The 15,183-nt window shown below is 70.0% G+C and carries 6 protein-coding genes; all 6 read right to left on the bottom strand.

Features of this window, described 5'->3' with window-relative positions:
• Positions 1 to 251: 251 nt before the first annotated feature.
• The 6 genes from malQ to AB4Z27_RS20330 all read right to left on the bottom strand — a co-directional run bounded on the left by malQ (position 252) and on the right by AB4Z27_RS20330 (position 15,012).
• A complete protein-coding gene (gene malQ, locus AB4Z27_RS20355) occupies positions 252 to 2,426 on the bottom strand; it encodes a 4-alpha-glucanotransferase (protein WP_441645103.1) in 2,175 nt (724 codons plus the stop codon).
• Positions 2,423 to 4,594, bottom strand: a complete 2,172-nt coding sequence (gene glgX / locus AB4Z27_RS20350; protein ID WP_092301400.1) for a glycogen debranching protein GlgX — start codon at positions 4,592 to 4,594, stop codon at positions 2,423 to 2,425. Before glgX ends, malQ begins: the two co-directional genes overlap by 4 nt.
• A gap of 72 nt (positions 4,595 to 4,666) precedes the next feature.
• Positions 4,667 to 6,925 (bottom strand): 1,4-alpha-glucan branching protein GlgB, encoded by a 2,259-nt coding sequence (gene glgB, locus AB4Z27_RS20345; RefSeq protein WP_441645102.1) that lies wholly within the window; start codon positions 6,923 to 6,925, stop codon positions 4,667 to 4,669.
• On the bottom strand, positions 6,912 to 10,307 hold the full coding sequence (treS, locus tag AB4Z27_RS20340) for a maltose alpha-D-glucosyltransferase (protein WP_441592560.1): 3,396 nt from the start codon (positions 10,305 to 10,307) through the stop codon (positions 6,912 to 6,914). Before treS ends, glgB begins: the two co-directional genes overlap by 14 nt.
• On the bottom strand, positions 10,304 to 13,657 hold the full coding sequence (locus tag AB4Z27_RS20335; protein WP_441645101.1) for an alpha-1,4-glucan--maltose-1-phosphate maltosyltransferase: 3,354 nt from the start codon (positions 13,655 to 13,657) through the stop codon (positions 10,304 to 10,306). Before AB4Z27_RS20335 ends, treS begins: the two co-directional genes overlap by 4 nt.
• 335 nt (positions 13,658 to 13,992) lie before the next feature.
• The gene (locus AB4Z27_RS20330; RefSeq protein WP_092301388.1) at positions 13,993 to 15,012 is read right to left on the bottom strand and encodes a sigma-54 interaction domain-containing protein; all 1,020 of its coding nucleotides are present in this window, start codon (positions 15,010 to 15,012) and stop codon (positions 13,993 to 13,995) included.
• Positions 15,013 to 15,183 lie beyond the last annotated feature (171 nt).

Here is a 15,183-nt window from a genome sequence, read left to right as displayed (position 1 = left end):
AGACCACCGAGGGTTTTCTCCCCTCTCCGAGGGCGATAGGGGAGACCACCGAGGGTTTTCTCCCCTCTCCGAGGGGGAGAGGGGAGACCACCGAGGGTTTTCTCCCCTCTCCGAGGGCGATAGGGGAGACCACCGAGGGTTTTCTCCTCTCTCCGAGGGCGATAGGGGAGACCATCGAGGGTTTTCTCCCCTCTCCCTCCGGGAGAGGGGCGGGGGAGAGGGACGGCGCCCCCCTACCGACCACGCCCATCTCAACCATCCCCCCGCACCGCCGCCACGCGCACGCGCACGTCCGCATGATCGAAGAGCTCGCGCACATCGGCGTCGAGCCGGCGCTGCCAGTTGGGGTGCCCGGTCACCGTGCCGGGCAGGTTGGGCTGCTCGGCGGCGCCCAGCAGGTCTTCCACGGGCACCAGCCGTAGCGGGGTCCGCGCGCGGGACAGCCAGCGCAGCACCGCTTCCACGGGGGCGGACGCCGCGTCGGGCTCGGCACCATCGACCACCCCGCCCGCGCACATGGCCTGCCACAGCGCCGTGCGCTCGGCGGCGCGCATCGCCATCAGGCCGGCTTCGGTCTCCCCCTCGCCCAGTTGATGCAGCCGCGCGCGCCAGGCGATGTCGTGGCCGGCCCACCAGCCGGCGATGGTCGGCAGGTCGTGCGTGGTGGTGGTGGCTACCGCCTGCGCGGGCCATTGCTCGGGCGGCAGGAACGGGGCGGGGGTGTCGGTGTCTTCGGCAGCATCCTCGTCCGCCGGCTGGCGTTCGAACCACAGCACGTCGATGCCCATCACGCCGCGCGCGGCCAGTGCCGTGTTGAGCGTCTCCGGCACCGTGCCGAGGTTCTCGCCGATGATGATGGCSCGCTGCCGCCACGACTCGATCGCCACCAGCCGCAACAGGTCGTCCAGCGGATAGGTCAGGTAGGCGCCCGCCGTGGCCGGCGCGCCGGCCGGCACCAGCCACATCCGCGCCAGCCCCAGCACGTGGTCGATGCGCAGCCCGCCGGCATGGGCGAGGTTGGCGCGCAGCATCTCGATAAAGGCGGCGTAGCCGTTGCGGCGCAGCCCGCGCGGCGAGAACACCGCCACGCCCCAGTCCTGCCCGAGCGGGTTGTAGACGTCTGGCGGCGCGCCGGCGTGGAARCCGTTGAGGATCTCGGTCTGGCGCATCCACGCGTGGCTGCCGCCGGGATCGGTGCCCACGGCGAGGTCGGCGATCAGTCCYACGGCCATGCCGGCGGCGCGCGCGCGGTGCTGCGCGGTGTCCAGCCCGTGCGCGGCCAGCCATTGCAGGAAGGCGTGATAGCCGATCTCCTGCGGAAACTGGGTCTCGAAGGCGGCCACCGCCGAACTGTCYGGCGAGCGCAGGGTGACCGGCCATTGGCGCCAGTCGGATGCCGCTTGTCGCCGCGCGTCRTCCCCGTCATTGCTSGCCTGCGCCAGCMGGCTGGCCTGGATGGCCTCGAAGCAGGCGTGGGCCAGCAGCCCGCTGCCGCCGCGCGCGCGGAAGGYGGCGAAGGCCTGTTGGGCGTCCGTGCTGAGCAGGGTGTCATGGCGGTCCCACAGCCAGCGCAGCAGCGCATGGCGTGCCACGGACAGCGTGGGCCAGTCGATTTCGTCGCGCGCCTCGGCGGCGGCCAGCCGGTGGCCGATGTTCAACGCCGCGATGCCCTGATCGACCGCGTCCTGCCCGAACACGGCGGCGGGGTCGGCGTAGAGCGCGTTGTGGAAGATCCGGCTCGACGGCGCGTAGGGGCTGTAGCGCGCCGGCAGCGCGGCAAAGCCGGCGTGGAGCGGGTTGATGGCGACGGCGTCGGCGCCTTCGCGCGCGGCCGCCTCGCAGGTCAGGGCCAGCGTGGTGAGATCGCCCAGCCCGGTGGGCGCMCCCCGGCGCAGGCCGTAGAGCTGCACGGAGAGCCCCCACGGCTTGCTCGCATGTACCGCGCGCGGGTTGGCGGATGGGTTGGCAGACAGTGCATCGGCCACGCCGTRGCAGCGCGGTGGCGCCACGGCCAGCGTGGTGGCCAGATCGCCCAGCAGCAGGCGGTGGTAGCCCCAGTCCGTTACCGGCGGGATYTCCATCAACCCGTCCGCATTGCGCTGGGCGATGCCCTCGATCACGCGGCCATCCTCCAGTTCGAGCCGATAGGGGCGCTGCGCCAGCGTGTGCGCCCACCGCACGGTCACGGGCTGGCYCTGATCAGCCGTGAGCAGCGGCGGCAGCGGGTGGGATGCGTCGTCGGCGGCGAGCCGCGCGAGCGAGGATTCACAGGCGCCGGGCGTGTCGCAGGGCAGGTCGAGCGCGGCCAGCACCGCGTGCAGGGCGTCCTCGGTAAGGGCCTGGGGCCGGCCCCAGGCATCGCGCCACTGGGTCTGCAGGCCGGCGCGTTCGGCCAGTCGCTGCAGGGCGTCGGTGTCGTGGCTCATCGCGGGGGTTCCTCTTTGCGGACGTCTTCATTGCGAACCCTTGGCACGCTGGCCAGCAGTAGCGCCACGCTGTGGGCCACCACGGTGTAGCCGGGCTGGCCGTCGTCGCCGTTCGCAAGCGGGCTTTCGCCGGCATCCGGCGCGGCGCTGTCGAACAGCACGCGCCAGTCCTCGCCTGGGGCCGGCGCGCGGAAGGTGACGTCGTCGTTGCCGGCGTTCAGGCACAGCAGCATCACCGCCACCTCGTCCTCGCCGTTGCCGGGCGTGGCGCGGCGCAGCGCCAGTGTGCGATCTTCGCCATTGGCCCACTGCTCGGGCGACAGCTCGTTGCCATCGGCCCCGAACCATGCGATGTCCGGCACGCCGGGCGCCGGGCGCGAGCGGCCGTGCACGAAGCGGTTCTCGGTCAGCATCGGTACCTGTCGGCGCAGCGCCAGCAACTGGCTCACGCAGGCCATCATCGGCGCGTTGGCGGGGTTGGCGGCGTCCTCCCAGTTCAGCCACGAGAGCGGGCTGTCCTGGCAGTAGGCGTTGTTGTTGCCCTGCTGGCTGCGGCCCCATTCGTCGCCGGCGGTGAGCATCGGCGTGCCCTGGGAGAGCAGCAGCGTGGCCATCATCGCCCGGGCCACGCGGCCACGGGTTTCGAGGATCTGCTCGTCGTCGGTGGGGCCTTCCACGCTGCCGTCCGGGCTCCAGTTGGCGCTGGCGTTGTCGTCGTTGCCGTCGCGGTTGTCCTCGCCGTTGGCCTCGTTGTGCTTGCTGCTGTAGCTGACGAGGTCGGCCAGCGTGAAGCCATCGTGCGCGGTGATGAAGTTGACGCTGGCCCACGGCTTGCGGTGGCGGCGGTCGAACAGGTCCGCCGAGCCGGTGAGCCGCGCGGCCAGTTCGCCGCGCTGGCCGGCATCGCCACGCCAGAAGCGGCGCACGTTGTCGCGGAACTTGTCGTTCCATTCGGCAAAGCCGGGCGGATGGTTGCCTACCTGATAGCCGCCGGGGCCGAGGTCCCACGGCTCCGAGATCAGCTTCACGCGCGACAGCACCGGGTCCTGGAGGAGGGCGTCGAAGAAGCCCGCGCCGGGGTCGAAGCCGGTGGCCTCGCGGCCCAGCGTGCTGCCGAGGTCGAAGCGGAAGCCATCCACGTGGAAGGCCTCCACCCAGTAGCGCAGCGAGTCCATCACCATCTGCAGCACGCGCGGGTGCGACAGGTTCAGCGTATTGCCGCAGCCGGTGTCGTTGATGTAGTGGCGCTCGTCGCCCGGAATCAGCCGGTAGTAGCTGGCGTTGTCCAGCCCGCGCCAGGACATGGTCGGCCCCAGCTCGTTGCCTTCGCAGGTGTGGTTGTAGACCACGTCGAGAATGACCTCGATGCCGGCCGCGTGGAGCCGGCGGATGGCCACCTTGGCCTCGTGCAGCTCGTTGGCGGACAGGTAGAGCGGCTCCGGCGCGAAGAACGCCAGCGTGTTGTAGCCCCAGTAGTTGCGCAGGCCGCGCTCCACGAGGAAGCGGTCCTGCAGGAAGGCGTGGATCGGCAGCAGCTCCACCGCCGTCACGCCGAGCCGGTGCAGGTGATCGACGAAACGCGGATCGGCCAGCGCGGCGAAGGTGCCGCGATGGTGCGGCAGCAGGTCTTCGCGCTGCATGGAGGCGCCGCGCACGTGCACCTCGTAGATCGAGGTTTCCGGCCACGGGCGGTCCAGCCGGCGGTCTTCGCCCCAGTGGAAGCTTTCGTCGACGACCACGGCCTTCGGCATCATCGGCGCGCTGTCGCGGCGGTCGGGCGTSAGGTCCGCGCGCGGGCTGTTGAGCCGGTAGCCGAACAGCGCGTCCGACCAGCGCGCCGGGCCGTTCAGCAGCCGCGCGTAGGGGTCCAGCAGCAGCTTGTGGGGGTTGAAGCGGTGGCCCCGGGTCGGCTCGTAGGGGCCGTAGGCGCGGTAGCCGTACAGCGCGCCGGGCTGGGCCAGCGGCAGGTAGCCGTGCCAGACCTCGTCGGTGCATTCGGGCAGCGGCAGGCGGTGGATCTCCCTGCGGCCGTTGGCGGAGAACAGGCACAGCTCGATGCGCGTGGCATTGGCGGAGAAGACTGCGAAGTTGACGCCCAGGCCGTCCCAATGCGCGCCAAGGGGGTAGGGCTTGCCGGGCAGCAGACGGTCGATCGTGGCAATCGCCATGTGCATGGCTCCTTTCTTCTGGTTATTCTGGGTGGCTCGTGATGACAGCTTTCAGAGGGTGTCAGCGGGGTGTCAACGGGGCGGGCGGTAGCGCAGGACCAGCGTAGCCAGCGGCGGCAGGGTCAGCGTGACCGAGGCCGGCTGGCCGTGGGACGCCGCGTGGGACGCCTCCACCCGGCCGCCATTACCGAGGTTGCTGCCGCCGTAGTAGCCGGCATCGGTATTCAGGCATTCCTCCCAGTCGCCCGCGAACGGCACGCCGAGGCGGTAGCCCTCGCGCGGCACCGGGGTCATGTTGACGACCACCAGCGCCACCTCCTGGCTGTCTGGCGCGGCGCGGCGCAGGTAGGCGAAGACGCTGTTCTGGTGATCGTCGCCGACAATCCACTGGAAGCCTTCGGGCCGGTGATCCATGGCGTGGAGGGCCGGCAGCTCGCGGTACAGCCGGTTCAGGTCGCGCACCAGCGAGTGCACGCCACGGTGCAGCGGCTGGTCCAGCAGCGGCCAGTCGAGTTCCTCGTCGTGGTTCCACTCGCGCCATTGGGCGAATTCGCCGCCCATGAACAGCAGCTTCTTGCCGGGATGCGTCCACATGAAGCCGTAGTAGGCGCGCAGGTTGGCAAAGCGCTGCCAGTCGTCCCCGGGCGCCTTGCCGATCATCGACCCCTTGCCGTGTACCACTTCATCGTGCGAAAGCGGCAGCACGAAGGCTTCCGACCATGCGTAGACCAGCCCGAAGGTCAACTCGTTGTGATGCCAGGGGCGGTGGATCGGGTTCTGGCTCAGGTAGCGCAGCGAGTCGTGCATCCAGCCCATATTCCACTTGAAGTCGAAGCCGAGCCCGCCGGACGCCACGCTGGCCGTCACGCCGGGCCACGCCGTGGATTCCTCGGCGATGGTCAGTGCGCCGGGGCAGCGCTCGTGGACGATGGTGTTCAGGTCGCGCAGGAAGGCCACGGCCTCCAGGTTCTCGCGCCCGCCGAAGCGGTTGGGCACCCACTGGCCCGGCTCGCGGCTGTAGTCGCGGTAGAGCATGGACGCCACGGCGTCCACGCGCAGCGCATCGGCATGGAACTGTTCGAGCCAGTGCACCGCCCCCGCCAGCAGGAAGCCGCGCACCTCGTTGCGGCCGAGGTTGTAGATCAGCGTGTTCCAGTCCTGATGGAAGCCCTCGCGCGGGTCCTGGTGCTCATAGAGCGCCGTGCCGTCGAACTCGGCCAGCCCGTGCGGGTCGGTGGGGAAGTGCGCGGGCACCCAGTCGAGGATCACGCCGATGTCGGCCTGATGGCAGCGATCGACGAAGGCGGCGAACTGGTCCGGCGGGCCGAGTCGCGAGGTGGGCGCGAACAGCGACAGCGGCTGGTAGCCCCAGGAGCCGCCGAACGGGTGCTCGGTGATCGGCAGCAGCTCGATATGCGTGAAGCCAAGGTCGCGGATATAGGGCACCAGCCGGTCGGCCAGGATTTCCCAGCCGTGTGCGGTGTCGTTGGCGGCGCGCTGCCAGGACATCGCGTGGAGTTCGTAGACGGACATCGGCGTGGCATAGGGGTCGGCGCTGGCGCGCTTCTCCATCCACGCCTGGTCGTTCCACTGGAATGGCGGGGCGCCGTGGCCGCGGCAGGCCACCACGGACGCCGTGGCGGGCGGCGGCTCGGTGGCCAGCGCCACCGGGTCGGCCTTGTCCGGCAGGGCGTGGCCCTGCGCGCCGATGATGTCGTACTTGTAGCGGCTGCCGCCGTGGGCGCCGAGCGCCTCCGGGATGAACACTTCCCAGATGCCGGCGCCGTGGCGCAGGCGCATGGGGTGGCGCACCGGGTTCCAGCCGTTGAAGTCGGCGATGACCGATACGCGCTGGGCGTTGGGCGCCCACAACGCGAAGCGCACGCCGGCTTCGCCATCGACGGTCAGGCATTGCGCGCCGAGGCACTGGCCGAGTTCGAGGTGGCGGCCTTCGTTGAGCAGGTGCAGGTCCAGATCGCCCAGCAGCAGGCCGAAGGCGTAGGGGTCGGCGCTGCATTGCTCGTTGCCGTCCGGCCAGCGGATCAGCAGGCGGTAGTCGCCCGGTTGTGGCGCCTCCGTGCCGGGCAGGCGGCCGGCGAACACGCCGCCGGGGTGCAGCGCGGTCATCGGCGCGATAGGTTTGCCCGCCCGGTCGGCCAGCGAGACCGATTCGGCGCCCGGCGCGATGGCGCGCACCACCACGCCGTGGTCGTCCCGGTGGGGGCCGAGCACGCCGAACGGGTCGGCCAGCCGGCCCTGCAGCAGCGCGTCGATCACGGCATCGGGCAGCGTTGGGGTGCGTTCCATCGTGGCGCTATTAGTTCGTGCCATCGTTGGCTCCCAGCAGCTTGCGGACGAGCCGGGCCAGCCCGCTCGTGGGCAGGTCGATCCATGCCACGCGGTTGGCGGCCTCATAGCCCACTTCATAGGCGGCGCGCTCAAGCAGGAACAGGTCGAGCAATTGCGCCATCTGTCCCGGCTCGGCCCATTGCTGCGGCGCGGCCTGCATCGACTGCTGGTAGCAGTTCAGGAAGGCCTGGCTGGCGGCGCTGCGGAAGCGCTCCAGCAGCGCGGCGCGGCGCTCCGCCAGCGCGGGCGGCAGCGTGGCGTGGGTGCGCTCCTGCCGGTCCGTGCCGACCGTGGCCGCCGCATAGTCGAGCGAGCGCAGCAGCCCCGCCACATCGCGCAGCGGCGAGGTCTTGCGCCGGCGGAAGGCCAGCGGCTGGCGCGGTTCGCCTTCGAAATCGACGATATAGGTGTCGCTCTGGGCRATCAGCACCTGCCCGAAGTGGAAATCGCCGTGGATGCGGGTCTGGAGGCTGCCCGGGGCGGCCTGCGCCAGGCGTGCCACCAGCTTGGGCAGCTTGCCGCGCGCGGCGACCAGCGTCTCGATATCGGTGGCGAAGGCGCCGGTGGCGTTCTGGCGGCGGGCTTCAAGCAGATCGAGCGCCTCGTTGAGGGACTTCAGCGCTTCCTCGGCCCATTCGCCGGCCTGCGCCTCGGTGGCGGGTTCGGGCGAGAAGGCGGCCTCGTCGCTGGGCCGGGCCAGCACCGCGTGCAACTCGGCCAGACGGCGGCCCAGCGTGCCGACCATGGTCGAATAGCCGGCCATGGCTTCGACGAACTCGCCGTCGGCGTCTTCGGACGGCATGGCGTCGTCGATCAGGCGGCTCAGGTAGTCGAGCGTCCAGTCCCAGCCATCGCCCTGATTGAGGATGTAGCCCTGCAGCAGCATCAGCGTGTGCGGCGTGCCATCGGCGCCGGTGCGCACCACCTCGCCCAGCAGCGGCGCGGAGTGTGCGTAGCCTTGGCTGGTCAGGTAGCGCGTCATCTCGGCTTCCGGATGGATGCCGCCCGCCACCCGGCGCACCAGCTTGAGCACGCCGTTGTTGCCGTAAGCGAGCGAGCTGTTGGACTGTTCGGCGGACATCCACTGCACGGGCTGGTCTTCCAGCGTCACCCCGGCCAGCCCTGGCTCGGGCAGGAAGCGGATCACGCCGTGCGTGGTCGGTGCCTCGGTGCCGTCGCGCATGGCCTTGACCACGGCGCGGGCGTAGGCCTCCACCACGAAGCCATCGGTGGCCACGCCCACGCGGCTGCCCCGGCGCACGCGCGCCATGGACAGGCCGTGCATCAGTTGCGGCATGCCTTCGGTGTTCTCGCGGTCCCACAGCAGYGCCACCGGTAGYTGGTAGCACTCGGTGCGGCCCGGCAGGGCCACCTCGACCTCGCAATGGAAGACCTCCTCGTTATTGCCGACGCGGGCGATCGGCCATGCGTAGGTCACGGTCACGCGCTCGATGCGGTCCGCCTTGGAGGCGAACCAGCGCCGGCGGGCGAGGTAGATCGGCAGGACTTCGGTGGTCAGCGCGCGGCGGGCGGACTCGGTCAGTTCCGAGCGTCCGGCGTTGTTCTGGAGTACCAGGGTGATTTGATCGGCCATTTGCTCGGGGGCGTCCACGTGCCAGGAAGGCGGCTGGGCGTCCTCGCTCAACACAAACCAGTAGAAACCATACGGCGGCAGCGTGAGCAGGTAGGTCAGCTGGCCGATGGCCGGGAAGGGCGTGGCGCCAAGCATCTCCACCGGCACGCGGCCCTGGAACTGCGAGAGGTCCAGCTCCACGGCCTGCGGCGCGCGGGACAGGTTGGCCACGCACAGGATGTGCTCGCCATCGAACTCGCGCAGATAGGCCAGCACCTTGCGGTTGCCGGGGAACAGGAAGCGCAGCGTGCCGCGCCCGAAGGCGTGATGCTGCCGGCGCAGGGCCAGCATGCGGCGCATCCAGTTCAGCAGCGAGTGCGGGTCGCGGTTCTGGGCTTCGACGTTGACGGCCTCGTAGCCGTACAGCGGCCCCTGCAGCGGCGGCAGCACCAGCCGCTCGGGGTCGGCGTGGGAGAAGCCGCCATTGCGGTCCGGCGACCACTGCATCGGCGTGCGCACGCCATCGCGGTCGCCGAGGTGGATGTTGTCGCCCATGCCGATCTCGTCGCCGTAGTAGATCACCGGCGTGCCGGGCATCGAGAACAGCAGGCTGTTCATCAGCTCGATGCGGCGGCGGTCGCGCTCCATCAGCGGCGCCAGCCGGCGGCGGATGCCGAGGTTGATGCGCGCGCGGCGGTCGGAGGCGTAGACCTCCCACAGGTAGTCCCGCTCGCTGCTGGTGACCATCTCCAGCGTCAGTTCGTCGTGGTTGCGCAGGAAGATCGCCCACTGGCAGTTCGGCGGCACCTCRGGGGTCTGCCGCATGATGTCGGTGATCGGGAAGCGGTCTTCCCGGGCGATGGCCATGTACATGCGCGGCATCAGCGGGAAGTGGAAGGCCATGTGGCATTCGTCGCCGACCACGCCGCCGTCCGGGCTGGCCGCGCCGGTGGTGTCGGCCGTGCCGCCGCCGCTGGCGCCGCCAAAGTACTGCTGGGCGTCTTCCGGCCACATATTGGCCTCGGCCAGCAGCAGGCGGCCGGCGTAGCGCTCGTCCAGGTGGCTGCGGATCTTGCGGATGACCTCGTGCGTCTCGGGCAGGTTCTCGTTGGTCGTGCCTTCGCGCTCCACCAGATAGGGCACGGCGTCCAGCCGCAGGCCGTCGATGCCGATGTCGAGCCAGAACCGCATCACGCTCAGCACCTCGTTGAGCACCTGCGGGTTGTCGAAGTTCAGGTCCGGCTGGTGCGAGTAGAAGCGGTGCCAGAAGTAGGCGCCGGCCTCGGCGTCCCAGCTCCAGTTCGACTTCTCGGTGTCGCAGAAGATGATGCGCGTGCCGGCGTAGGACTGGTCGTTATCGGACCACACGTAGTAGTTGCGGGCGGCCGAGCCGGGCTTGGCCTTGCGCGCGCGCTGGAACCACGGGTGCTGGTCGGACGTGTGGTTGATCACCAGTTCGGTGATCACGCGCAGCCCGCGCGCGTGGGCTGCCGCCACGAAACGGCGGGCCTCGGTCAGCGTGCCGTAGTCGGGGTGCACGCTGCGGTAGTCGGCAATGTCGTAGCCATCGTCACGGCGCGGCGAGGGGTAGAACGGCAGCAGCCAGATGGTGTCCACGCCGAGGTTGACCAGATAGTCGAGCTTGGCCAGCAGGCCCGCGAAGTCGCCGACGCCATCGCCATTGGCGTCATAGAACGACTTGATGTGCAGTTGATAGATGACCGCGTCCTTGTACCAGAGCGGGTCGGCGTTGAGCAGGGCGGCGCTGACGCGGTCGGATGCGCGCTTCATGCCGTATCTCCGGTTTGTTGTTGGGGCCGGACGTGCCAGAGGGCGAACGGCAGTTCATGCGGATTGAGGCGGATGCGCTGGGCCTTGCCGGTCCAGGTGAAGCGGCGGCCGGACATCAGCTCTTCGGCCTGCAGGGCGCCGTGGTCAGGCAGGCCCCACTCCCACAGCGGCAGTTCGATCGTGGATTCGCGCGGCGCGCGCGGGTCCAGGCTGATGGCGGCCAGCAGCACGTCGCTGCCGAAGGTGGGGCCGCTGCTGGTTCCTCCTGCAGGGCCCCCGGGCTCGGCCGGGACGTAGCGGGCGAAGTACAGCACCGCGTCGTCGCTGGCGTGGTAGAAGCGCACGCCCAGATGATCCTGCAGGGCCGGATGGCTGGCGCGGATCTGGTTCAGCCGCGAGATCTCGGCCACGATGTTGCCGGGCTGGTTCCAGTCGCGCACGCGGATCTGGTATTTCTCGGAGTCGAGGTATTCCTCGCGTTCCACGCCGTTCAGCACCAGCGGCGCGCCCTCGCAGACCTCGAAGCCGTTGTACATGCCCCAGAGCCCGGAGAGCAGCGCCGCCAGCGCCGCGCGGATCAGGAACGCCGGGCGTCCGCCGTCGTGCAGGTAGAACGGGTTGATGTCCGGCGTATTGACGAAGAAGTGCGGACGGTAGAACTCGCGCAGCGGGCTCTGCGTCAGCTCGGTCATGTACTCGGTCAGCTCGGCCTTGGTGTTGCGCCAGGTGAAGTAGGTGTAYGACTGCGAGAACCCGAGCTTGGCCAGCCGCGCCATCATCTTGGGCCGCGTGAAGGCTTCGGCCAGGAACAGCGTGTCCGGGTGCTTGGCGCGCACGTCGGCAATCATCCACTCCCAGAACGGCAGCGGCTTGGTGTGCGGGTTATCCACCCGGAAGATGCGCACGCCCTGGTCGGCCCAGAACATCACCACGTCGCGCAGCGCCTGCCAGAGATGCTCGCCGCCGGGCGGGGCCGCGTAGAAATCGACRTTGACGATGTCCTCGTACTTCTTGGGCGGATTCTCGGCGTAGCGCAGCGAGCCGTCCGGACGGTGCGAGAACCACTCGGGGTGCTCGCGCAGCCACGGGTGGTCCGGCGAGCACTGGATGGCGAAGTCGAGCGCCAGTTCCAGGCCGTGGTCGGCGGCGGCGCGGCGCAGGCGCTGGAAGTCCTCGAACGTGCCGAGCTGCGGGTGGAGCGCATCGTGGCCGCCTTCGGTACTGCCGATGGCGTACGGGCTGCCCACATCGCCCGGCTCGGCCTTAAGGCTGTTGTTGCGGCCCTTGCGGTGCGCCTGGCCGATGGGGTGGATCGGCGGAAAGTAGAGCACGTCGAAGCCCATCGCACGGATGGCCGGCAGCCGGCGGATCACATCGTCGAAGTTGCCGTGGCGATTTTCATCGCCGCTTTCCGAGCGCGGGAACAGCTCGTACCAGCTCGCGAAGCGGGCGGCGAGGCGGTCTGCCTCTACCGGCATCGCCGTGGGGTAGCGGCTGACGAACGGGCGCCCGGCGGGGGTGTCCATGGCGGCGTGCATGGCGGTTTCGRTGCGCGGGGAGAGCAGGATTTCGAGCCGCAGGGCGTCGTCGCCGGCGGCGGCCTTCAGTTCGGCCAGCAGGGCGCCGGCATCGGGGATGGCGCTGCCCTCGGGGGTGTCCAGCGTGGCGGCCACCAGCCGGGCGCCTTCCTCGATCTCCAGCGTCACGTCCACGCCGGCCTTGCGTTTCTTGCCGATCTCGTCGAGCCAGCTCGCGAAGGTATCGCGCCATGCTTCCACCGTGAACTCGTGGCGGCCCAGCGCCACGATCGGGAAGCTGCCGCGCCAGCGGTCGTTGATGACGGGGGTCATCGGCGAGGCACGCCAGACCTGCTCGCCCGGCGCGCGCCACAGCACGGCGGCGGCGAGCTTGTCGTGGCCGTCCATCCAGATATCGGCGGTGACCTCCACGCGCTCGCCCACCGTGCGGCGCACGGCGAAGCGGCCGTGGTCGGCGGAGGGCGCCAGGTTCTCGATGGCCACGCGCGGCGCCTGCATGGCGGTGGCCAGGTCGCGGTCGATGGCTTTGCGGTGATTGCCATTGCCATTGCCGCTGCCATTGCGGCGCGCGCGGGGCTGCGCGCTGACCGGCAGCGCTTCATASAGGCGGATATCGGCCGGTGCCAGCGTGATCGTCGCGCTGGGGTCGAGCTGGTGGGCGGCGTCCAGCGTGCCGCCGGGGCCGCCATCGGCCGATTGCAACGTGGCGGCGGCCTGCGGCAGCGCGCTCAGCACGCGGTCCGCGCCGAACGAGGCGGGCTCGATCGGGCAGGGGTTCAGCACCACGATCAGCGCAGCGGGGCCGGTGGCGCCGTTCGAACCATTGGCGAGGTGGCGCGGCAGGCGGGCCAGCACGGTGAGCGGCGCGTCCGGGCCGCTCACCTGCCGGACCGCGACGGCCGGCGCCGGGTCACGCGCGGCCAGCCAGGCGTTGCACTGGATCAGCTCGTGGGTGAGGTCGTAGGGGGCATCGACGATGTCATCGGGATGGCCATCGGACTGCGCCTCGGGGGCGGTATCAAGGGGCGCGCTGCCATGGGCGCCGGTCTCGAAGCCGGCCGGCACCATCAGCCCGTCGCCGATGGCGGCGGCGGTCCACAGCGCGCGGCGGGCGGCCAGCACGTCGGTGCCGTCGGGCGCCAGCGAGGGCGCGGCCAGCACGCGGCCGAAGTCGCGCAGGCGCGCCATCTCCTCGGTCAGCCACGCGCTGCGGTAGTCCCACCACGGGAGCGAGCAGAACGCGCCGTCGAACGGCGCGGTGGCAAGGTCGGCCAGTTGTTGCGGGTTGGTACCGGGGGTGAAGGCCAGGAACACGGGATCTTCGCCGCCGTTCTCAGTACTGTCAGTACTGCTCCGCCCGGCGGTCTCGATGATCTCCGCCCAGTGCCGGCCCGGCACGCGCGACGGGGCGCGGCAACAGAAGCCGGCGGCGCCGGCATCGATTGCTTCGCGGATCTGGGCGCTCCACCAGGCCACCAGCGCGGGGGCGAGCCCCTCGTCGTACCAGCGCAGCCGCACGCCGGGCAGGTGGCTGTCCGTGGCATCCGGGCTGCCGCCGGGGCGGGCATGGTCGACCCAGCCATCGTGCATGCCTGCCGCCTCGGCCGGAAAGCGGTCGAGGGCGAGATCGAGCAGGGGAAGCAGCCCATGTGACCGGCACGCCGCAAAGGTCGCTGCCAGGATGTCGGGGCGGATATGGGGAATGGCCCAGCCGGCCAGCAATACATGGTCGAAACCGAGTGTGGCGGTGCGCGCGAGCGCTTCCGGGTCCACCGCTCGGGAATCGGTCAGGTTCAGTTGGCAGATTCGCACGTCACAGGTCCTTGGCCGTGGCGCCGCTGCGCGCCGATTCTGACCGGGCACGCGAAGGCTGTGCCAACGCGGCGGGGTCCGGGAGCGCGCGGGCCGGGAACTGCGGTGCAGCAAGGGCAGGTGCCGATGCGGTCCGGCCGCGCGTCCGGGTCGCATATGTAAGAAATACACGGTGCCCGGCGGATGTAAAGTAAGGAATACGGCTTTCGTGAAATCCGACGAGGCGGAAGGCTATCGATAAATGGGGRCGATAATCGGCACGCCGGTGCGGAATAAATCGGCAAAAAAATCCCCGCCAAGGGGCGGGGACGATTTTCAGCGGAGGCGGCGCGCCATTATCCGGCGCGATAGACATCCAGCCGGTTGTAGAGCGTCTTCAGGCTGATGCCAAGCGCCTTGGCGGCCTGCCGCTTGTCGCCGTCGAAGCGCGACAGCGTGGCCAGGATAATCTCCCGCTGCGTATCGGCCAGTGTCGTCCCCACCCGTACGCTGACCACGCCATCGACGGTCGTCGGCCGCATCGGCTGGCTGGCGAGATTGGGATTGCCRATTTCCACGAGTTTATCGGCCAGAATATAGGCGCGATATACGGAATTCTTCAGTTCGCGCACATTGCCGGGCCAGTCATAGCGCACYAGCCGTTCGAGCGTGCTGGCCGAAAATGCTTTCTCGGTCTGYTCCATGGCGTTGAATTCGGCCAGGAAATGGCGCGCCAGCGGGACGATGTCCTCGGTGCGTTCGCGCAGCGGCGGAATATGGAGCGGGAAGACGGCCAGCCGGTACAGCAGGTCTTCGCGCAACTGGCCGTCCCGGACGGCCTCCATGGGGTCGCGGTTGGTGGCGGCCAGGATGCGGACGTCGCTCACCAGCAGGGTGTCGCCGCCCACGCGGTGGAAGTTACGGCTTTCCAGCACGCGCAGCAGCTTGATCTGCATCTCCACCGGCATTTCGGTGACTTCGTCCAGGAACAGCGTGCCGCCCTGGGCCTGCTCGAAGTAGCCGGCCTTCTGCTCCAGCGCGCCCGTGAAGCCGCCTTTCTCGTGGCCGAACAGCTCGGATTCAATCAGCGTGGGGGCGATGGCGCCGCAGTTGACCGCCACGAACGGGCCGCCGGCGCGGCTGCTGCGCTCGTGCACGGCGCGCGCCACCACTTCCTTGCCGCTGCCGCTCTCGCCCACCGCCAGCATCGTCACGTCCGTCCCCGCCACCCGGTTGAGCTGGGCGATCAGCCGCTGCATGGCTGGCGCGGTACTCTCCCAGAGCAGGGAGACCTGCCCGGGCGCGGCACGGCGGCCCGGCGCGCGCGGCGGGGGCGCCGAGGAACGTGCGGATGGAAGCGTCGCGGTGGTGGACACGGGTGGCAGTGTGGCCGCCTGCGCCCGCCATCCCAGGAAAGTGGGGGAAGGGTGCYGACGGCGTCGGATTGGTCAATGATGTTTTAATGCTATCCGGTCGCGCTGCGGGTGGCTACATCCCAWGCCGCCGTCGCGGAAAGGTCCGACACCTGTGTCAGACGGACACTGGCA

Origin of the sequence: Cupriavidus sp. KB_39 (assembly GCF_052114485.1) — a bacterium.
Taxonomy (GTDB): Bacteria; Pseudomonadota; Gammaproteobacteria; order Burkholderiales; family Burkholderiaceae; genus Cupriavidus.
Note: the sequence above shows the minus strand (reverse complement) of the source record. Positions and strands in the feature narration are given on the sequence as shown.